A 19,773-nucleotide genomic window follows, 5' to 3' on the forward strand; every position below is an offset into this window, starting at 1 on the left:
ACACGCTAGGTTGGCTAGTGTTATTGGTACAAAAAAGTGAGGAATTTTAATACAGCATGCCATTAATACAGTTAATACCTTGTGCATGCAAAAAATCATTATTAAAAACCTCAACATAGTCTATTTTTGTTATTTAAACTAAAAATTGAGGAATTTTAATACAGCATGCAATTAGGACTGCGAGTACTTTTTCATCAAAAAAATCATTATGAAACGCCTCAGCATCAATAATTCCTACGCATTCACCACTCCTATTAAATAAAGGTAAGCACACCTCAGACTTAACCTTTGGGTCGCAAGTATAATACTCCCCTCCTTGGCTTAAGTATTGCTCAACATTATTAATAATACGGCCCGTTTTAGAGAGCGCAACTTGCACGTTGTTACTGCCCGCGGCAAAATCGGCTGTAAGCGGAAAAAGCGGCCTACTTGGCGCGCCATGATAAGCTAACTTTAAAAGCTGTTTACCCTGTGCAGTATCGTGAGTTTGATAAATACCATACCAATCAACCCCAGTTTGCTGCTGTATGTAGTTTACAATAGCCTGTAAGTTAGCAAGCTTAGTGTGCGTTTGCTCATTGTTAGTTACGTAAGCAGTTAACTTAAACGGTTCATCTTGCAGATAACCAAATAAACTACATGCTCCGCCCTCACCTAACTGTGGAATTTGATAATGCCAGCGAACTTCAGGCAAGCTAGTGCTTACAAGTGCTTGCTCAAGCGCTGTTAGCTCTGCTGAAATTAAACGGGTGTCTGCACTGAGTTGTGCTTGTTGTAAATAGGAATTAATCATTTGGCCATCCATACTTCTATAGTGTACAAATGTTAGCATGGATTTTTTTACAGTGCTAGCTCAACTTATAACACATTTCAACTTGGTTCCCGCTGCTGTTATAAGTCACTCTCTGTGCTATTTCGTCAAGCAGTGACAGCCCGCGGCCAAACTCAGCTGCGTCATTAAACAGGGTATCTTGCTGGTGAGTGTACCCGCAGCCGCTGTCGCAAATAATAAAGTATAAGTTCAAGCTATCAGGGCAGTAACTTACCTCTATAGAGAGTTTTGCATTACTAAGTTCTGCAAGTTTTTTTGCGCGCAATTCATAATATTTAAAAAAGCCATCATCTTGAGTTTTTAATTGTGAGTCTAATTTAAGTACACCATGATCAAGCGCATTATTGTATGCCTCCGATAGGAGTAAAAATATATTCGCTCTATGTGCTTTTAAGCCACTAATACTGCTGAGCATATTTACTAAATCATAAACCGGATCGGTGTTTTTTATTTGCTTCGAATCTAAACTCAATGACATATTAAACGCTAATTTAGAAAATGCCTCTCTGGGTTCCGGCTTCACACTTAGTGGTAAACAATTGAGTAACACTATGCTTATATCGTCTTGTTGTTTAGTACCATCAGCAAACTGACTTACGCTATTAACGATGTTTTCGCTGCTGATCATCGGGTTCAATTTTAAGGTTTCGATAAAGCGTTGTTCACTAAAAAAAACACCTTGTTTATTCGTTGTTTCAATTATGCCATCGGTTGCAAGTACAAGCCGTGTTTGCTCATTTACTTCAAAGTGAATAACCTCATGTTCAAACTCTTGATTGTTTAATATACCCAATGCCATATGTTGCGATTCTAGCGTTTTTTTAAGGTTACCTTGCTTATCTATTAAGTAAGTATCGGGAAGCCCGCCTAGCCATGCCGATATACTTTTACCAGATGCACTTAGCTCTATAATAGCTGCAGCGCAAAACATATGTCCGGGCAGTAAATTGTATAATAATAAATTTAATTCGCGGGCAATGTCGTGTACCGCCATGCCTTTTTTAACCATAGTGTAAAACACACGCGATGCAGGTAAAGCGCCTATTGCCGCCGCTAAACCATGACCGGTAAAATCACCCAGCATACAATATAAATTACCTATAGGACTTTGCGCGACTAAAAACATATCGCCGTTAAACATGGTGGCAGGCGATAAATTAAAATCGAGGTGGGTTTTAAATTGATCTTGATTTTCGAGGGAGTTATTAAAAATATGCTCAATAATTTCATACTCTCGCTCACGCTGATTTTGATGCTCCTCAAGTAATATTTTTTGCTGGTTAGCCTTTTTACTTAATTCACGGGTTCTGCAGTGGGCTTTAATTTTGGCGTGTAAAATTACTTTTTCGAACGGCTTTTGAATAAAGTCATCACCGCCAACCGCTAAACAACGCTCAAAGCTGGCGTGATCATCCAGTGCCGTAATAAAAATAATAGGTAAATGAATATCGTTAAAGCGTTGTTTTATTATTTTTGCCGTTTCAAAGCCATCCATAATAGGCATTACTACATCAAGCAGCACAATATCAATTGGGGTTTGCGCGAGTATCTTTAGAGCGGCAACACCATTATACGCCAAAGAAACTGTATAGCCTTCTTGTGTTAATAGCCTTTGCAGTAATATTCGGTTAAGGGCTTGATCATCAACAACTAAAATATGCATCATAGGGCCTGTTTATCTTTCGAGGTTAAATTTGCAGCAGTATGTTTGGTATTTAGGCAAAGCAGAGCCTATGTAGTGTGGTTATTCCCCATAAATAGGCGATAACGCAGCATAAATGCCAAACATGCGCTGCCCTTTGGGTTCTTTCTAGGGACGATTAACTCTTTGTTGTTCGGTTTTTACTTAGCCCACTAGGTTACAAACCTCGCGCCGCGATTTAATCGCCCCTAGATTGAACAAATTTTAATCCTGAAAGGTCAACAGGCCCTAGTTAATATCAAACTTCTTATCAAACCGAGATATTTGTAATATTTTTTTTAATTGTGGTTGGCAGTTGCTGATCTCAAATTTATTGACCTGTGTATCTATGCTTTTTTGCATATTTAGCAGCATACCTAATGCTGAGCTGTCCATGTAATCGGTTTCCCTTAGGTCGATAATTACTTTAGTAATGCTTTTGTCTATTTGCGCATACGCTTGGCGAAAAGATTGCACTAAATTAAAGTCAAACTTACCCTTTATATGTATTGTTAACGTAGCTGCATCGGCCGATATACTTTTAGTTAAACTCATATTATGTCCTATTAATATTCTTTGAATCAAATATAACTGTTTAAAACTAATTAGCAAAAATAAAAACATCAATACACAAATTTGCTATTATTTACGCCATTGTTTGATTCAATTTTTGTATAGGGTAATGATGAGCGATAGTCACTTAGTATATTCAACACAAACGGGGCGAATAGAGCAACCAAAACCAGAGAAAGAAGTTGCAGGTAAACTATTTAAAGACGGGTTTGTGCGTATTGAGCGCCAAACAAAAGGACGCAAAGGCAAAGGCGTTATGCTGGTAGTTGGAGTCGATCCTAAAGAGCATGATTTAAAAAAATTAGCTAAAACACTTAAAAGTAAAATGGGCCAAGGCGGCGCAGTAAAAGACGGTCTTATTGAAGTACAAGGTGATGATCGCGATAAACTAAAAGCTATTTTAGAAAGCTTAACCTTTAAAGTAAAAATTGCGGGTGGTTAAACCCGCAATTTAATTTTATTTTTCGTCCTTCGCCATTTGCTCCAATCGTTCAAAAAGCATGGGTAAATCGCGCTCTGCAATTGGCGGGCTAAAGTAATACCCTTGCACTATAAAGCAATTGTTATTTTTCAAAAACTCTACTTGCTCAACGGTTTCTACCCCTTCGGCAACCACATCGAGTTTTAGCTTTTGCGCCATGGCTATAATTGCCGCTGTTATTGCCATATCATTATTATCATCTGGAATATCTTTTATAAATGAGCGATCAATTTTAAGAATATCCACCGGAAAACGTTTCAAGTAACTTAATGAAGAGTAACCAGTACCAAAGTCATCTATAGAAATAGAAACCCCGAGTCCCTTTAATTCATGTAGTTGTGCTATAGCAGCTTCGACATTGCCCATCAGCATACTTTCGGTTAATTCTAAATGTAGGCTTTTAGCCGACACCTGTGTACTGGCTATTATTTTTTTCAGTGTAGGTAATAAGCTGGCATCTTTAAACTGTCTGGCCGATAAGTTAATCGCAATATTACTCGCTCTACCTTGGCGCTCTAACTTAACTGCAAAATTACATGCTTGGTGTAATACCCACTCTCCCAGTTCAACAATTAAACCGGTAGCTTCTGCAATAGGTATAAATTTAGTGGGTGCAATCGCCCCTTCTGTTGGATGAAACCAGCGTAACAATGCTTCGTAACCCACTATAAGCTGAGTGCGGCTATCAATCTGCGGCTGATAATAAACCGTGAGTTGTTTATCTTTTATCGCTTGGCGTAGCTCGTTTTCAATAAACAGGCGTTCATTTGCAGCAGTATTGAGCTCTTGGCTATAAAAATGAAAGGTGTTACGCCCTTTTGCTTTTGCTTCATACATGGCTAAGTCGGCATGCTTTAACAGTTGGTCTTCTTCTTGGCTGTCGTATGGGGCCATAGTAATGCCAATACTGGCACTAATAATAACTTCGTTACTGCCAAGTTGAATAGGCTCATTAAGGGTTTTTTGAATCGTATTTGCCACTTGAGTTGCATGCTCTTGATGCTCAATGCCACTGAGTAATATAGCAAACTCATCACCGCCTAAACGCGCAATAGTATCTTCGGCTCTTAGGCGTTGCTTTAATCTATTTGCAACTTCAACGAGTAATTGATCGCCTGCATTATGGCCTAAGGTATCGTTAATACGTTTAAATTCATCTAAATCAAAATAAAACAATGCAAAGGCATAATGCCCGCGTTCAGCAAGCGCCATCGATTTACGCAGCTGCATTCTAAAAAATGTTCGATTAGCAAGTCCTGTTAAAGTATCAAAATAAGCAAGCTGTTCCATTTTACGCTGGCTTTCTTTAACAAACGAAATATCCTGCGCAGAGGCTACGTAACTGGTAATTGTTCCGTCATCTTCGCGAATAGGTGAAATACTTAAAGAAACCCAAATAGGCGCTTTATTATTGCTTTCAATTAAGGTGTCGCCACGCCAACAATTACGACTGCGTAAATCAACATCTATATCATCAATTAATATAGCCATTTCGCTTGCAATAATGCTTAATAAAGGCGCTCTATTAAAATGTTCCTCTGAAAAGCTGGTCATTTCAAGCATTTTAGGGTTTACGTATTCAATGACAAAGTTTTTATCGGTGATCACCACACCAGTACCAGAAAACGCCACGGCTTTGGATAGTCGCCTGGCTGCTTTTTCTGCAATTTCTTTTTCAATAATACGCTGGTTAAGCCCATCTATTAGCTTTCTAATTTCAATGGTCATGTCTTTAAATGAGCCGTTGAGAGTGCCTATTTCATCTTTGTTTTCTTTTGGAAATTCTATTTGTAACTGGCCTTGACCAAAGTTTGTAACGGCATAAACCAAAGAATGTATACGCCTAAGTACTAGCTGATAAAGTGCTTGATGTAAGAGTAAGGCGACTAAAATGGCATAGAGTATAAATAGCCCAAAAAACTTCATCTTTAAATCTGCTAATGCTGAGAATGTTGAAGAACGTTTTTTATATACCCCTACATACCAATCTAAGCCATCTATTTTATGAATATTAATAATATGCGCTTCATTATTTAATTTGAATGAGTCGGCATATTCAGACCGTTGCATTTTAATCGCATCATCTACAATTACTTGTAATGTGGGATCAATAAAGTCCTCAGGGAGTAGTTTTTTACCTGCTTTACCATATTGTGCATAACTTGATTGGGTTAAATTGGGGTGCGCTAATAACTGCCCTTGGCTGTCAAATACCACTAACTGTTTTTCTTTTCCGCCAATTGGCAATTGCGATATTAATGTTTTTAGCGCGATGTCACTGCCAGTAACACCTAAAAACTCACCCTCTTTATAAATAGGAACCGTTAAGCTAATAGCCCATTTATGCCATATAGTATCGTAATAAACTTTAGACCAAACAGGCCTATGTTGAGGATTAGTAAGCGCCTTAGCGTAATTAAAGCGCGTACTTTGTGTAAATGTATAATTAGCTGGCGCATTTAAAGCCTCGTTAGGCGGCGCTATGCGAATAAAGTTATCTTTAGTAATAAGGTAAAAATTAAAAAAATCTTGAGTTAGTGTTGGCGATATAATTTTCCAGAGCGTTTCAGAGTCTGATATTAATTGTTTATAAAAAGGTGTATAGCTAGTTTGTGGGATAAATGCAGCCGAAAGCCCATCAGTAGAGGCACTGCGTATCGTACCGTCATTATTTAATTGCAGTGTATTTACTTTATTACTTATTAACGATGACTGATCACTAAATAGCTGCTCACCCACGACTATATTTGCTTGCTGAGCAACTTTAATTTTAGTGTTTAGTAAGTTTTTGAATTGTTTTATAAGTAATTCGTTAGATTCTTTTAATACTTCATGCTCTTCAAAAACCAGTTGTTTTTCTTCAGATTTGAGCATTAACGCGGCCGCACACACTCCAGCAATTAAACATATTGCAGAAATCAACAATGACAACTTGACGCTAAGTGAGTTTATCCCGAAACGAGATGGGGGGCGTCGATACACCACAGGCTAACCTTTTTATTATTAATAATTATTATTATTTGAACCAGTAATTGAAATATACCAGATCCAAGATCATATTTATAAATTATTTGTAAACTATATAAAAAACAAAGGGAACAAGACAAATTTATGCAACAATCACGGCCTATTACAAGTAAATCCAACACAGTTAACCTTGAAAATAGCCACTAGTGATAGATTTATTTTTCAGAGCTTAAGTTATTTAACAAAAGCGCTGTTGACATTAACAGTAACTCTCCATACATTATCAGCATGAACATTACTTACGCAGTTACTTTTTTTTCGTTTTTTAGCTTCTTTATATAGAAGAGGCTGAACTGTTTGTGAGATAAAATCAATCGAATAGCAAAGCCTCCCAACCGGGAGGCTTTTTTGTTTTTGCTGTATGAACAGCATACTTTTGGAATGAGGAAAGCCAAATGAGCAATGATGTACTAAATACACTTCGACACGATATAAATGAGATAGATTCTGATTTACTGGTTTTACTAGCCAAACGACGTCGTATTAGCCATGGTGTGGTGGAATATAAAATAGCGAACAATAAACCGATTCGTGATGAAGCCCGTGAATTAGCACTTCTAGAAAAGCTGATAGGTTATGGGAAATCGTTAGGGTTAGACGCCTATTACGTAAATAATGTTTTTCAAACTATTTTAGAAGACTCTGTATTGCATCAACAAGCTATGCTGCAAAAAAACCTTAACCCAGATGCGTTAAGCGAAACCCATCGTGTTACGTATTTAGGTGGGCAAGGCTCATACAGCCAGTTGGCCTGTCATAAATACTTTAGCCGTCGCCCAGGTAAGTTAGTGGAAATAGGCTGTAGCTCGTTTGACGAAATTACCGGTAAAGTAGAAAACGGCCAAGCCGATTTTGGTTTGCTGCCTATTGAAAACACCAGTTCAGGCAGTATCAACGAAGTATTTGATTTACTACAACATGCACAAGTGTCTATTGTTGGTGAAGTAACGCACAGTGTTGAACATTGTTTACTTGCCAACCCAGATACTGAGCTTAGCCAACTTACAAAAATATTTGCTCACCCGCAACCGTTTGCTCAATGTAGCCGCTTTTTACAAGGCCTTGGTGAGCTGCAACACGAAACCTGCGACTCAACTTCAAGTGCCCTGCAATCAGCACTAAATACGCCAAATAGTGCCGCTATTGGCTCTGCCCAAGCAGGTAAAAATGTAGGCCTAGAAGTGATTAAATCTAACTTAGCAAACCAAAGCGAAAACCACAGCCGCTTTATTGTTGTAGCGCGTAAGCCATTACAGGTATCAAAGCAAATACCCACTAAAACCAGTTTAATTATGGCCACTAAACAGCAGGCTGGTTCACTTGCCGATGCATTAATGATTTTTAAACAACATAAAATTAATTTGGTTAAGTTAGAGTCTCGCCCTATGCCGGGTAACCCATGGGAAGAAGTATTTTACGTCGACTTAGAAGCGAACCTTGCCGACAGCCAAGTAAAAAATGCATTAGAGGAGCTAAAAGAATACACTCAGTATGTACGTATTTTAGGCTGCTATCAAAGCGAAACGCTCCAAGCTGTGAGTGTAAATACGCAATAACGCACAGCTTATAATGTAAAAAGGGCTTAATTAAGCCCTTTTTTGTTTTTCTGTTTTAATCTAGCACTTTTGCGTCATTCGCTTTATTTAACAGGCTGCGACTTTGGGTTAAAAAGTGCGCTGTCGAATCTGAAAAATAAGCTTTTGCATCAGCAAAGGCATCAATAAGCGCGGGCTTATCTCCTGCTTTTAACTTTTTAAGCGTGTCTGCAAAAGTCTGTTGATACTGCGCCAGTAAGCTCTCTACGTTATCAAATTGCGCTAACATAATATCTGAATATAACTCTGGCGATTGCGCAAATAAGCGCCCAACCATCATTAACTCTAATTGATAGATAGGTGATGAACAGCTACGTAACTCCGCTAATGTATGGCTTTGTTTTGCTAAAAACTGCCCATATACAAAGGTGGTTAAATGGCGCATTACCTGAATTATTTGCATTGCTTCGTCATGTTTTTTCGCATCAAGTTCAACTAGCTGGCAACCCCACACTTGCAACTGTGCTAACAAGCCCTGTGCAACATCGTGGTCACGCCCTTCACACACCACCACTGTTTGCTTAACCCAGTGCGAAATATCTGGGCCAAACATAGGGTGCAGCCCTACAACTGGGCCGCTATGCGCTGCTTTTAGTGCTTTAATTGGCGCTTGCTTAACCGATGTTATATCTACCAATAAACAGCCTTCATCTAACTTAGGTAGTTCAGCAACTACAGTTTCTAACGCATTAATAGGTACGCTTAATAGTACTAATTTAGCGCCTTTTAAAATTGCTGCAGCGTTTACTTGATCTTGCTTATCAAGGGTTTTCACTTCGTAACCAGAGCGCTGAAATTGCTTAGCAAATAATTGCCCCATAGCACCTTGCCCACCCACAATAACAATGGGTGATAAATGCGGTGCAGCACATGCAAGTTTAGCTTGCTGATTCTGATACGCTTCGCGCATCATACGCCTAAGAATATCTTCAACTAACTCTGGGCTTACTCCCTGATTAATTGCTTCTTGGCGCCTTGCAGCTAATAAATCAGCTTCCCGATCGGGTGCATGAAGTGGCGCACCAGTTTGCTGCTTTATTGCGCCAATTTTTTGAGTAAGCGAATTACGCCTTGCCAGCAGTGCCACCAACTGTGTATCACACTCATCAATACCCACTCTTAACTGAGCTAAATCATTTATATCCGCCACTTGCATACCACCTTAAAAAGCAAAAACGCCAACTTAAGTTTACATTAAAGTAAACTAATCAATACGATAAATACTAACAGGATCAATAGCCTGATAAAAGACTAAATAAGTAAAAGGTTAAATTGAAAAACAATACTTTGAGAAGCAACGAATACCTTTAAAGTAAATATTAATTATTTACCCTAAAAGCCGCAGTCAATAAAAGTAAATTAGCAAGCTAAAAAGCCTGCATTTGTTGCATAGTAGAGTTATCACGTTTATTCTTATATTATTCATATAGTAAATAAAATAAACAGGATCCATAAAATGGAAGAAGTTTTAGGAACAGATGTAGACGCTTCACAATTAATAGACCAAGCCATATCACTCGTTATGACTTACGCACCAAAATTTGTGCTCGCTATTATTACTTTACTGGTTGGCCTATGGCTGATCAACCGTTTTGTTAAGGTTTTAGATAATCGACTAGGCAAAAAAGATCCAACACTAAACAAGTTTTTATGTGGCTTAATTAGTGCTGTAGTGAAAATTATGCTGCTTATTTCGGTGGCCTCTATGGTAGGTATCGAAACCACCTCGTTCATCGCGGTGATTGGTGCTGCAGGCCTGGCAATAGGTCTTGCACTGCAAGGCAGTCTAGCTAATTTTGCTGGCGGTGTGCTGTTGCTAATTTTTAAACCGTTCAAGGTTGGCGATACTATCGAAGCACAGGGCTTTATGGGCGCAGTCGTCGAAATTCAAATTTTATACACGGTAGTAGATACCTTCGATAACCGCCGCATTGTTATTCCAAACGGTAGCCTATCGAATGCGACACTAGTGAACGTAAGTATTTATGACAAACGCCGCTGTGATATGACCTTTGGAATTTCGTATAACGACGACATAGATACGGCAAAAGCTATCTTAAAACGCCTGTTTGAAGAAGACGAGCGCTCTTTAACAGATCCGGCACCACGTATTTGTGTTGCCAGCCTTGGCGATAACTCAGTTAATTTAATGTTTCGCGCTTGGGTTGCAACAGGTGACTTATGGCCTTACTACTGGGATATGCAAGAAAAAGTGAAAAAAGCGTTTGATAAAGAAGGTATTTCTATTCCTTTCCCACAACGCGATGTACATGTTCATAACGTTAAGTAATTTGTATTGTGCATAGGTTCAACTAGCCTAATAACTTAGTCGCGGTAAGGTCGTATAAAGCGCCCTTACCGCAATCCTTACTGCCCATCCAATACCCCTTCAAGTTATACCTAGTTACACTTGGCTCCACTTTTTGAGCTATTTTCATCACCCTACTTCCTTAAATAACCTGAGCTCAAGGTTAAATACTATAATTCATCTGCCAAATTTTTATTTTCTGTGCTTTATTTGGCTTAGGTATATTTAGCTTAAGTTTTACTTGAGCAAAGTTATGCTCATACTGGCGTTAATTGGGTTATTACGTATTCTGCGGGTAAGTTGAAAAGGTGTTTAAAACACATATTGATAAAAATTTATCGAGGTGCACTTTGTGTTTAGCAATAAAGGAAGCCTAACTATACTGGTGAATATTACGACAGTGCGACTCCTAGTCCGACAGCTGTGGTTTAAGCTTTAGTATTTAGCCTGAAATTTTATGTTATAGAAACCAAAACGGGTTGCAACCCGAAGGATGCAACCCGTTTTTTTGCGTTGATAAACAGCGCGTATTAGTTAAGTTTTTCTCTAATACGTGCAGATTTACCAGAACGCTCACGTAGATAGTAAAGCTTAGCACGACGAACTGCACCGCGACGCTTAACTGTTACGCTATCAATAAGAGGGCTGTGCGTTTGGAATACACGCTCAACGCCTTCACCGTTCGAAATTTTACGAACTGTGAATGCTGAGTGAAGACCACGATTACGCTTAGCGATTACAACACCTTCAAAGGCCTGTAGACGCTCTTTAGCACCTTCTTTTACTTTTACCTGTACAACTACTGTATCACCAGCGCCGAATGCAGGTACGTCTGTTTTAAGCTGCTCATCTTCAAGCGCTTTAATAATATTTTGGTTTACTTTTGCCATTATGTTTCTCACTTTCCTAGGTGTAACTGTCTTCTAGCCACAAGCTTTTTGGTACTCTTGCTGAAATTTCGCGAGTAATACCGCTTGCTCCTCAGTCAGAGCTAGGTTATGCAACAAGTCAGGACGGCGTAGCCAAGTTCTGCCTAATGACTGCATAAGCCGCCATTTTGCTATCTCTTGGTGGTTTCCGCTGAGCAATACAGCAGGCACCTGTTTGTCGTCCAATGTTTCTGGCCGTGTATAGTGAGGACAATCTAACAAGCCATCCGAAAATGAGTCTTGCTCTGCTGATTGGTTATGACCTAATACGCCAGGCACTAATCGCGCTACTGCGTCAATTAATGTCATGGCTGGTAGTTCACCACCACTCAAAATAAAATCACCAATTGACCATTCTTCGTCAACGTATGACTCTATTATTCTCTCATCTATACCTTCATAGCGACCGGCAATCAAAATCAGTTTTTTAGAGCTTGCGAGTTCGCTAGCTCCTTGCTGATCTAGTTTGCGCCCTTGTGGGGACATATAAATTACTTTAGCACCATCACCTGCAGCTTTTTTAGCCTCGGCAATCGCTTTTTTTAATGGCTCAACCATCATTAACATACCTGGTCCGCCCCCGTAAGGACGATCGTCCACGGTTCTATGCTTATCTAAAGCGTAGTCTCGCGGATTCCAGCAGTTAAAATCAATTAAGCCACTTTTTACTGCGCGACCGGTAACACCCTGGTCTGTAATAGCGTCAAACATGTCAGGAAAAAGGCTTATCACCCCTACCCATAATGAACTCGTTTGCGTCATTAAAACCCTGGATCCCAGTCTACGGTAATTTCTCTTGCGTCGTGTTTAACTTCGATAATAACTGTATCAGTTAAAAACGGAATTAAACGCTCAGCTTGACCAAATGCGTCTTTACTGTTTGCTTTAACAACCAGTACGTCATTTGACCCTGTCTCCATTAGGTCATCAACAATGCCTAAATCGTAACCTTTATCAGTTACAACCGACATGCCAATGAGATCTCGCCAATAGAACTCACCTTGCGGGAGTTCTGGTAATTGCGCTGAATCCATTGAGATTTCTGCGTGGGTATAAGCCACTGCTTCGTCTCGATCGTTTACTTGCGCAAATTTAGCGATAAAGCCTTTGTTGTGGCGACGCCAGTCGACCACTTCTAAGGTCTGCCATTTACCTTGCTGCCCTATCAACCACGGGCTGAAATCGAAGATCCCTGCGGGATCATCAGTAAATGAATGTACCTTAAGCCAGCCCTTTATACCATACGGGGCACCGAGCTTTCCTACGACAATTATTGATGAGGTGTTCTCTTGACTCATGGTTACACTTACGCCTATTAAGCCGCTTTACGAGCGTCTTTTACTAACTTAGCTACGCGATCTGAAAGAGACGCGCCCTGACCTACCCAGTGTTCAACACGTGGTAAATCTAAACGAATTTTTTCTTCTTGACCTGCAGCAATTGGGTTAAAAAAGCCTACTTTCTCGATGAAGCGACCGTCACGCGAGAAACGGCTATCCGCAACCACAATTTGATAGAAAGGGCGTTTTTTAGCGCCACCACGTTGCAAACGAATAGTTACCATACCGTCCTCTATAAAGATTGACTGTTTTCATTAATAAGATTTACTCCCCAGAATGGGGAGCTGGGGAATTGTACGAGTTTTTAGCAACAATGCAAGTAAGAAGTGATGCTAAAAGCCAGTTTAGTAGGTTAAAGCGTGATCCCAACTTTAAATTAGCGTTAATAGCGTTTAGCACGCATAATTTATTCAACAAAAAAGGAGCCATTTGCTCCTTTTCATATATTTTATATCGTTACATTTAAGCTAACGTTAAACTCAACTTTAAAATTTAGGGCCACCGCCACCCATCATCCCCGGCGGTAACATACCTTTCATGCCGCGCATCATTTTGGTCATGCCACCTTTGCCTTTCATTTTTTTCATCATTTTTTGCATTTGGGTAAACTGTTTTAGTAGTTTATTAATTTCTTGTACTTGCGTACCAGAACCTGCTGCAATACGTTTTTTACGTGACCCTTTAATGATTTCTGGGCGGGCGCGCTCTTTTTTTGTCATTGAGCTAATAATGGCTTCCATTTGAATAAAGGTTTTATCGCCCATTTGACCTTTAACAGCATCGGGTAAGTTAGACATACCTGGCAATTTATCTAGCATCGACATCATGCCGCCCATGTTTTTCATTTGCTTAAGTTGATCCGCAAAGTCATCAAGGGTAAAACCAGCGCCTTTAAATACTTTTTCAGCGACTCTGGCAGCTTGCTCTTTATCTACTTTCATTTCGACTTCTTCGATCAATGAAAGTACATCACCCATGCCTAGAATACGTGACGCTATGCGGTCAGGGTGGAAAGGCTCAAGTGCATCAATGCGCTCACCCACACCCATAAATTTAATTGGCTTACCGGTAATATGACGAATAGATAAAGCAGCACCACCACGCGCATCACCATCGGTTTTTGTTAATATAACACCGGTAAGTGGCAGGGCTTCGTCAAATGCTTTAGCTGTATTTGCCGCATCTTGACCTGTCATTGCATCTACAACAAACAAGGTTTCGATTGGGTTAATTGCTTTGTGAAGATTTTTAATCTCATCCATCATGTCGCTATCAACATGCAGTCGACCTGCAGTATCGACTAATACCACATCAATAAATTTCTTTTTCGCATGAGAAATAGCTGCGGTTGCTATATCAACCGGCTTTTGCGAAATATCACTTGGGAAAAAATCAACACCAACTTCAGCAGCGAGCGTTTCTAGTTGCTTAATTGCTGCAGGACGGTATACATCGGCACTTACTACGAGTACTGATTTTTTTTTGCGCTCTTTTAAAAACTTAGCCAGTTTAGCAACACTGGTGGTTTTACCAGCACCTTGCAAACCCGCCATCATAACAACAGCAGGGGGTTGTGCATTTAGGCTTAGCTCTTCGTTGGCTTCACCCATGGCTTTTTCGAGTTCTTCACGTACTATTTTTACAAATACTTGGCCTGGGCTTAAGCTTTTTGTAACTTCAACACCTACCGCACGCTCTTTAACTTGTTTTACAAAATCGCGAACAACGGGCAACGCCACATCGGCTTCTAAAAATGCCATGCGCACTTCACGAAGAGTGTCTTTAATATTCTCTTCTGTTAGGCGGCCACGGCCACTAATGTTTTTTAAGGTTTTACCTAATCGTTCTTGGAGATTCTCAAACATATTACGGTTCCGATAAGACGTTTATACCAATCCAATTAAAGCGCCTTTAACTCTGTGCGCTGTATTAATAGAATTAATATTATTAAATTTCAATTAAAAGCAGTATACCGTAAATGGTGTCTTACAATACAGTGTTCAAGTGCAGCTTGTTGAGTTTCTTTTTTTAAGGTCTATGCATTTGCTTTGCTATAAAATACAATGGCTATATAACAATCATTAATTATTTGACTCAAATTAAGTGGCCCAAGCACAATGCTGATTATTAGCTTAACTATTATTGCCAGTTTATTTTATGTGTTAGCAACGTCTTACGTGCTCTCACGGTTGTTTCATCAACAAGGGCCTAGCCAAAAGCTAACTATTATATTGAGTACTGTGGCTATTTTGGCGCACATGCTGTTGTTAGTAAATTCGGTTTTTAGAGCAGACGGACAAGATTTAAGTATTGTCAATGTGGCGCTTTTAACCTGCTGGGTTATTGTGATTTCTGTCACTACGGTATCGTTAAAGTTTCCGGCGACCTTATTATTGCCGGTCGTGTACGGCTTTGCTGCACTACTAACTATGGCAAGCTTGTTTATACCACACCATATTTTACTGCAAAGTATTGATGTTGATGTGGGCTTAGTAACCCATATTTCGTTATCATTACTCGCTTACTGTATTTTAATTATTGCTACTTTATATGGCGTACAATTTTACTTTATTGATAAGCGCTTAAAGCGTAAAGATTTAGCTATTGTACACAGCCATTTACCACCACTAATGGTGGTTGAACGCCAACTGTATCAATTGGTTAACTTAGGTACTATATTACTCACTTTGGCACTATTGTCGGGATTTGTATTTCTCGATGGTATGTTCGCTACTCAATTTATCCATAAAACGATATTATCGCTTGTTGCATGGTGTATTTTTGCTGTGATTGCGCTTGGCCATATGAAAAAAGGCTGGCGTGGTAAACCTGTGGTTATTGCTATTATGGTTGCTGCTTTTATTCTTACACTGGCTTATTTTGGCAGTCGTTTTATACAAGAAGTTATTCTAAATAAATTTTAACTTGACTCTACTAACTCACTCTAGCCTAATACACGCTAGTTTATAATAAAAGGATCCATCGTTGGACGCCATATCGACCAGTACCTTGTTTATCATTTTAGGTTTTTTGGTACTTTTTTCTGCTTATTTTTCTGGCTCAGAAACCGGAATTATGTCAATCAATCGTATACGCCTGCGACATCTCACCAAAGAGAATCATCGCGCTGCTAAACGTGTCAGTAAATTACTTAGTCGTCCGGATAGGCTCATTGGTTTAATTTTAATCGGCAATAATTTAGTTAATATTGCCGCTGCACAAGTTGCTACTATTATTGGTATTCGTTTATACGGTGATTTAGGTATTGCTGTGGCAACAGGTGCGTTAACCTTAGTAGTGCTTATTTTTGCAGAAATAACCCCAAAAACACTTGCTGCTCTCTACCCTGAAAAAGTTGCCTTCCCAAGTTCTGTTGTGCTTAAAGGATTACTAAAAATCCTTTTCCCATTTGTCGTTGTTGTTAACTGGCTAACCAACGGCATATTGCGGTTATTTGGTATTAGTGCGGCACAAATAGATGAGCACAGCATGAGTAAAGAAGAGCTAAAATCAGTACTTAATGAGTCTGGTGCACTTATTCCTGCGCGTCACCAAAGCATGTTGACCTCAATTTTAGATTTAGAACAAGTAACCGTTGAAGATATTATGATCCCACGTAACGAAATTGTGGCCATAGATATTAACGATGAATGGAAACTTATTAGCCGCCAACTGACTCATGCACAACATACGCGTGTATTGTTATATAGAGATAACATAGATGACGCGGTGGGGTTTATTCATTCGCGTGATGCGCTTAGGTTACTTACAAAAGAGCAATTTGATAAACCATCGTTGCTACGCGCTGTACGTGAAATTTATTTCATTCCTGAAGGCACATCACTAAATACGCAGCTATTAAAGTTTCAGCAATCTAAAGAGCGTATTGGCTTGGTGGTAGATGAGTATGGCGACATTCAAGGTTTAGTTACCCTAGAGGATATACTTGAAGAAGTGGTAGGCGATTTTACCACCACCCAAACTCGTACGCCAAGCGAAGAAGTAACCACACAAACCGATGGCTCGTGCATTGTAGATGGCGGTGCTAACGTGCGCGACTTAAATAAAGAAATGGGCTGGGAGTTTCCACTCGACGGGCCTAAAACACTCAGCGGCTTAATAGTTGAGTATTTAGAAAACATTCCTGATGCCAATTTAAGTTTGCGTATTGCCGGCTACCCTATTGAAGTACTTGAAGTAAAAGAAAACATGATAAAGCTGGTTAAAATACAGCCGAAAAAACGTAAAAAATAAACTAAAAAAGGAGCCAATTGGCTCCTTTTTTGTAGGCTAAATAAATACAACAGATGTTATTAGCCAAAAAACAAACGCTCTAACCACCCTTTATTTAAATCTGCTTCACAACGCTTTAACTGCGCACCATAACGGCTCGCACGGTGTTTTACTTTATTAGCCACACCCATTAACCATTTTTTCTTTTTGTAAGTACCGCGTTTGTAACCGCCCCACCCTTCGTGATAATTAAGATACTGACCGTAGGCATCCCATTTAGATACGCCGTTTATTTTATGGGTTTTATAAGCAAACCAGCCCATAAAGTCGATAGCATCATCAAAGTCGTCTCTATCGGCGCCACTATTCTTACTTTCACGAATATAATCAGACCAGGTCATCGTTTTTGCTTGTGAGTAGCCATAAGCAGAGCTTGCTCTACCGGTAGGAATAATCCATAAGAAATACTGCATTGGTGGAGCTGCGTCATGTTTAAACGAGCTTTCTTGGTACATCATGCTCATAAGTACGTGCTTGGGAGCGCCCCATTTTTCTTGAGCATCTTTGGCACCAAAGTACCAACTTCTTTTTTCTTCAAAAATTTTACAAATATCATCAGGCTGCTTTGGTGGAGCGGTGGCACAACCGGCTAAACTAAGCGCTAATGATAAAACAACTACATTTTTTTTCATTTGGTTTATCTCGCTGAACTTTTGCAAAAATCAGTAGTCTGATTTTGACAATGCAGCAGAGCAGCATTGTTTCTTCCCTAAAATAATTACGCAGCTACCTTGAGCTGCGTTTTTTTTGCTTAAAACTAACTATTTATTTAGGATCAAAATAAGCATTTAAAAATGCGGTAAATGATACTGAGTCACTTTGCTCAATAGCACGCTGAGCGTCGTTAGAGCGTGTAACTTGCTCCTCTAACCATTGCTTTGAAAACACTTGATAGTCTGCAGCTTGATGGCTTTGCTTATACTTTTCAGCAATTGCTAGCGCATAATGGCCGTTATCTAGCCCTGAAGCTTCTAACTCAGCTACATAACGCCCAGAATATGTAAGTTCTGGGTTATTAATCCAAGTTGCCATGCGCTCAATAGTACTTGAATAATAACTAACGCCGTAGGCAGTATCCATGTATTTTGCCACTTCACTTAATTGCGAAAATATATCTTCACCCCAAGATTGAAGGGTACGCGGTTGATTAAAGTAATTAAGTTCAAGGCCTTTTTCTCGCCCTTTATTTACTACTGTATCAAGATTTTCTGTGCTGCGTGTTTGCTCTTCCCAATCCATTGCCGGTGAGCTTTTTAATAAACAATAAGTTAAAAACACATCTAAAAAGTGGAACTGCTCTATATCTATGCCCACTTCACTAAATGGATTAACATCTAATGCGCGAATTTCGACATATTCAATACCGGCTCTAAGTAGTGCATCTGTTGGTGTTTCACCGTTTTTAGCATTACGTTTAGGGCGAATTGGCGAATAAAATTCGTTTTCTATTTGCAGAATATTCTTATTTAACTGTTTTGGATTTTCGCTGGTGTAATCGTCAAGGTTGCCGTAAATATCTGAAGGTGTGTTAATTGATTTTTTCAAACCAGCTACATATTCATCTAACGAGTTATACATTACACGCAGTGATGATTGTGCGCTATTGGTGTAACCTAAGTTACCTAAGCGCAGCGCAGTGCCTACTTCTAAATACAGGGTGCCTTTACCTAGCTTTTTAAATGGTAAATCGGTTTTTCTACCCTGTAAAAACGAACTACATAACGCAGGTGATGCACCAAATAAATAACTGATCAGCCATAATTCACGTTTAAAATTACGAATAAGCGCTAAGTAACCATCAGATATAAAATCCTCTAAACTAAGGTCGCTATTTTTTAGCGTATGTAATGACTGCCACAATGAATCTGGAAACGAAATATTAAAATGCACACCAGCAATAGCTTGCATCATACTGCCGTAACGGTTTTTTAACCCTTCACGGTAAAGTGTTTTCATTTGCCCTACATTTGAACTGCCAAATTGCGCAATAACTATGTCGTCTTGATGTTCAATAAAGCACGGCATACTAATAGGCCAAAGTAATTCGTCACCCATTTTTTCTAGGGTAAACTTTTGTAAGTCTTTTAATTGCTGCAGCGTTTGTGTGGACGATTCACTAACTGGGGTAATAAATTCAAGTAACGACTCTGAAAAATCGGTCGTAATTTGGCCATTGGTAAGCGCACTGCCCACCCCTTCTGGGTGTTTTTGTGCAGAGATAACGCCATCACTTTTAATTCTTAGTGACTCACGCTCAATACCACGTTTTATTCCGTTAATTGCATGTTTATGCTGCGTTACTGAAAGAGCGTCAAGCGCGTTTGTTAGATCATGTGTTGCCAAAAAATACTTCCTCGAGCCAAGTGGCTTAATCATAAGGTTATGGGGTCTAATTACCTATACTCAAGATAAATACTAAGAAAAAATACTATTTATAGTTCTATTGTATATGCTTTGCTTTAAACACGCTTTATTTAACGCCATAAACGATAATCTTGCCATTGCTATACAAAATATACAATTGCTTTGCACTATTATTTATCTTATCAAAACAAAAGCTAACCGTACTAAAGTAAATAATTAGCTAACTATTAGCCGTATTAGTCCCATACTGGTATGTTATATATAGCTTATATAACTTTAATCTTGATTTAGATCACAAATACAGGCAATAAATAAACTGAGTGACCTTCATAATGGGATTACCCTACTAC

17 protein-coding genes are annotated in these 19,773 nt (G+C 39.2%); 5 read left to right on the forward strand and 12 right to left on the reverse strand.

Going from position 1 to position 19,773, the window contains the following annotated elements:
- Window positions 1-133: 133 nt before the first annotated feature.
- From HC000_RS06215 to HC000_RS06225, 3 genes are all read right to left on the reverse strand, one after another.
- Window positions 134-793 (reverse strand): GAF domain-containing protein, encoded by a 660-nt coding sequence (locus HC000_RS06215; RefSeq protein ID WP_011327644.1) that lies wholly within the window; start codon window positions 791-793, stop codon window positions 134-136.
- A 55-nt stretch (window positions 794-848) separates the two neighbouring features.
- A complete protein-coding gene (locus HC000_RS06220; protein ID WP_179807229.1) occupies window positions 849-2,498 on the reverse strand; it encodes a fused response regulator/phosphatase in 1,650 nt (549 codons plus the stop codon).
- Window positions 2,499-2,762: 264 nt separating this feature from the next.
- Window positions 2,763-3,068, reverse strand: a complete 306-nt coding sequence (locus HC000_RS06225) for an STAS domain-containing protein (protein WP_011327642.1) — start codon at window positions 3,066-3,068, stop codon at window positions 2,763-2,765.
- 130 nt (window positions 3,069-3,198) lie between these two features.
- Between HC000_RS06225 and HC000_RS06230 the strand changes: the two genes are divergently transcribed.
- Entirely contained in the window at window positions 3,199-3,528 is a 330-nt protein-coding gene (locus HC000_RS06230; protein ID WP_011327641.1) for a translation initiation factor, read from the forward strand.
- A 15-nt stretch (window positions 3,529-3,543) separates the two neighbouring features.
- On the opposite strand, the gene HC000_RS06235 is transcribed toward HC000_RS06230, so the two are convergent.
- On the reverse strand, window positions 3,544-6,552 hold the full coding sequence (locus tag HC000_RS06235) for an EAL domain-containing protein (protein WP_179807230.1): 3,009 nt from the start codon (window positions 6,550-6,552) through the stop codon (window positions 3,544-3,546).
- Between the two features lie 437 nt (window positions 6,553-6,989).
- Here HC000_RS06235 and HC000_RS06240 point away from each other — a divergent pair, with 437 nt between their 5' ends.
- Window positions 6,990-8,150 carry a chorismate mutase gene (locus tag HC000_RS06240; RefSeq protein WP_086997942.1) on the forward strand — a complete coding sequence of 387 codons (1,161 nt, stop codon included), beginning with the start codon at window positions 6,990-6,992 and terminating at the stop codon, window positions 8,148-8,150.
- A 55-nt stretch (window positions 8,151-8,205) separates the two neighbouring features.
- Here the strand turns inward: HC000_RS06240 and tyrA are convergent, their stop codons facing one another.
- Window positions 8,206-9,339: a bifunctional chorismate mutase/prephenate dehydrogenase gene (tyrA, locus tag HC000_RS06245; protein WP_041454671.1), complete on the reverse strand. Its 1,134-nt coding sequence runs from the start codon at window positions 9,337-9,339 to the stop codon at window positions 8,206-8,208.
- Between the two features lie 306 nt (window positions 9,340-9,645).
- On the opposite strand from tyrA, the gene HC000_RS06250 reads away from it, so the two are divergent.
- Complete coding sequence (locus tag HC000_RS06250; RefSeq protein WP_086995304.1) at window positions 9,646-10,479, forward strand: mechanosensitive ion channel domain-containing protein; 834 nt, start codon at window positions 9,646-9,648, stop codon at window positions 10,477-10,479.
- 548 nt (window positions 10,480-11,027) lie between these two features.
- Here the strand turns inward: HC000_RS06250 and rplS are convergent.
- The 5 genes from rplS to ffh form a co-directional block, all read right to left on the reverse strand.
- Entirely contained in the window at window positions 11,028-11,387 is a 360-nt protein-coding gene (gene rplS / locus HC000_RS06255; protein ID WP_011327636.1) for a 50S ribosomal protein L19, read from the reverse strand.
- 33 nt (window positions 11,388-11,420) lie between these two features.
- Entirely contained in the window at window positions 11,421-12,188 is a 768-nt protein-coding gene (gene trmD, locus HC000_RS06260; protein ID WP_011327635.1) for a tRNA (guanosine(37)-N1)-methyltransferase TrmD, read from the reverse strand.
- On the reverse strand, window positions 12,188-12,724 hold the full coding sequence (gene rimM / locus HC000_RS06265; protein ID WP_011327634.1) for a ribosome maturation factor RimM: 537 nt from the start codon (window positions 12,722-12,724) through the stop codon (window positions 12,188-12,190). Before rimM ends, trmD begins: the two co-directional genes overlap by 1 nt.
- 17 nt (window positions 12,725-12,741) lie before the next feature.
- Window positions 12,742-12,990, reverse strand: coding sequence for a 30S ribosomal protein S16 (gene rpsP / locus HC000_RS06270; protein ID WP_011327633.1), 249 nt, complete (start codon window positions 12,988-12,990; stop codon window positions 12,742-12,744).
- Between the two features lie 261 nt (window positions 12,991-13,251).
- The gene (ffh, locus tag HC000_RS06275; protein ID WP_011327632.1) at window positions 13,252-14,631 is read right to left on the reverse strand and encodes a signal recognition particle protein; all 1,380 of its coding nucleotides are present in this window, start codon (window positions 14,629-14,631) and stop codon (window positions 13,252-13,254) included.
- Window positions 14,632-14,883: 252 nt separating this feature from the next.
- Here ffh and ccsA point away from each other — a divergent pair, with 252 nt between their 5' ends.
- The gene (gene ccsA, locus HC000_RS06280; protein ID WP_011327630.1) at window positions 14,884-15,690 is read left to right on the forward strand and encodes a cytochrome c biogenesis protein CcsA; all 807 of its coding nucleotides are present in this window, start codon (window positions 14,884-14,886) and stop codon (window positions 15,688-15,690) included.
- A gap of 61 nt (window positions 15,691-15,751) precedes the next feature.
- The gene (locus HC000_RS06285; protein ID WP_179807231.1) at window positions 15,752-17,020 is read left to right on the forward strand and encodes a CNNM domain-containing protein; all 1,269 of its coding nucleotides are present in this window, start codon (window positions 15,752-15,754) and stop codon (window positions 17,018-17,020) included.
- Window positions 17,021-17,079: 59 nt separating this feature from the next.
- Here the strand turns inward: HC000_RS06285 and HC000_RS06290 are convergent, their stop codons facing one another.
- Together HC000_RS06290 and gshA are read right to left on the reverse strand one after the other, a co-directional pair.
- Window positions 17,080-17,691 (reverse strand): hypothetical protein, encoded by a 612-nt coding sequence (locus HC000_RS06290; protein WP_058372888.1) that lies wholly within the window; start codon window positions 17,689-17,691, stop codon window positions 17,080-17,082.
- Between the two features lie 133 nt (window positions 17,692-17,824).
- Complete coding sequence (gshA, locus tag HC000_RS06295) at window positions 17,825-19,402, reverse strand: glutamate--cysteine ligase (RefSeq protein ID WP_179807232.1); 1,578 nt, start codon at window positions 19,400-19,402, stop codon at window positions 17,825-17,827.
- Window positions 19,403-19,773: the final 371 nt, after the last annotated feature.

The organism is Pseudoalteromonas sp. MIP2626, from assembly GCF_013414205.1.
GTDB classification, from domain to species: Bacteria; Pseudomonadota; Gammaproteobacteria; order Enterobacterales; family Alteromonadaceae; genus Pseudoalteromonas; species Pseudoalteromonas nigrifaciens.

Bases quoted from the DNA above. Each gene is read 5' to 3' on its own strand.
- HC000_RS06240 (WP_086997942.1), top strand. From the start codon at position 6,990: ATGAGCAATGATGTACTAAATACACTTCGACACGATATAAATGAGATA.
- HC000_RS06250 (WP_086995304.1), top strand. From the start codon at position 9,646: ATGGAAGAAGTTTTAGGAACAGATGTAGACGCTTCACAATTAATAGAC.
- rplS (WP_011327636.1), bottom strand. From the start codon at position 11,387: ATGGCAAAAGTAAACCAAAATATTATTAAAGCGCTTGAAGATGAGCAG.
- HC000_RS06220 (WP_179807229.1), bottom strand. From the start codon at position 2,498: ATGATGCATATTTTAGTTGTTGATGATCAAGCCCTTAACCGAATATTA.
- ccsA (WP_011327630.1), top strand. From the start codon at position 14,884: ATGCTGATTATTAGCTTAACTATTATTGCCAGTTTATTTTATGTGTTA.
- rpsP (WP_011327633.1), bottom strand. From the start codon at position 12,990: ATGGTAACTATTCGTTTGCAACGTGGTGGCGCTAAAAAACGCCCTTTC.
- HC000_RS06290 (WP_058372888.1), bottom strand. From the start codon at position 17,691: ATGAAAAAAAATGTAGTTGTTTTATCATTAGCGCTTAGTTTAGCCGGT.
- ffh (WP_011327632.1), bottom strand. From the start codon at position 14,631: ATGTTTGAGAATCTCCAAGAACGATTAGGTAAAACCTTAAAAAACATT.
- HC000_RS06215 (WP_011327644.1), bottom strand. From the start codon at position 793: ATGATTAATTCCTATTTACAACAAGCACAACTCAGTGCAGACACCCGT.
- trmD (WP_011327635.1), bottom strand. From the start codon at position 12,188: ATGACGCAAACGAGTTCATTATGGGTAGGGGTGATAAGCCTTTTTCCT.
- HC000_RS06230 (WP_011327641.1), top strand. From the start codon at position 3,199: ATGAGCGATAGTCACTTAGTATATTCAACACAAACGGGGCGAATAGAG.
- rimM (WP_011327634.1), bottom strand. From the start codon at position 12,724: ATGAGTCAAGAGAACACCTCATCAATAATTGTCGTAGGAAAGCTCGGT.
- HC000_RS06225 (WP_011327642.1), bottom strand. From the start codon at position 3,068: ATGAGTTTAACTAAAAGTATATCGGCCGATGCAGCTACGTTAACAATA.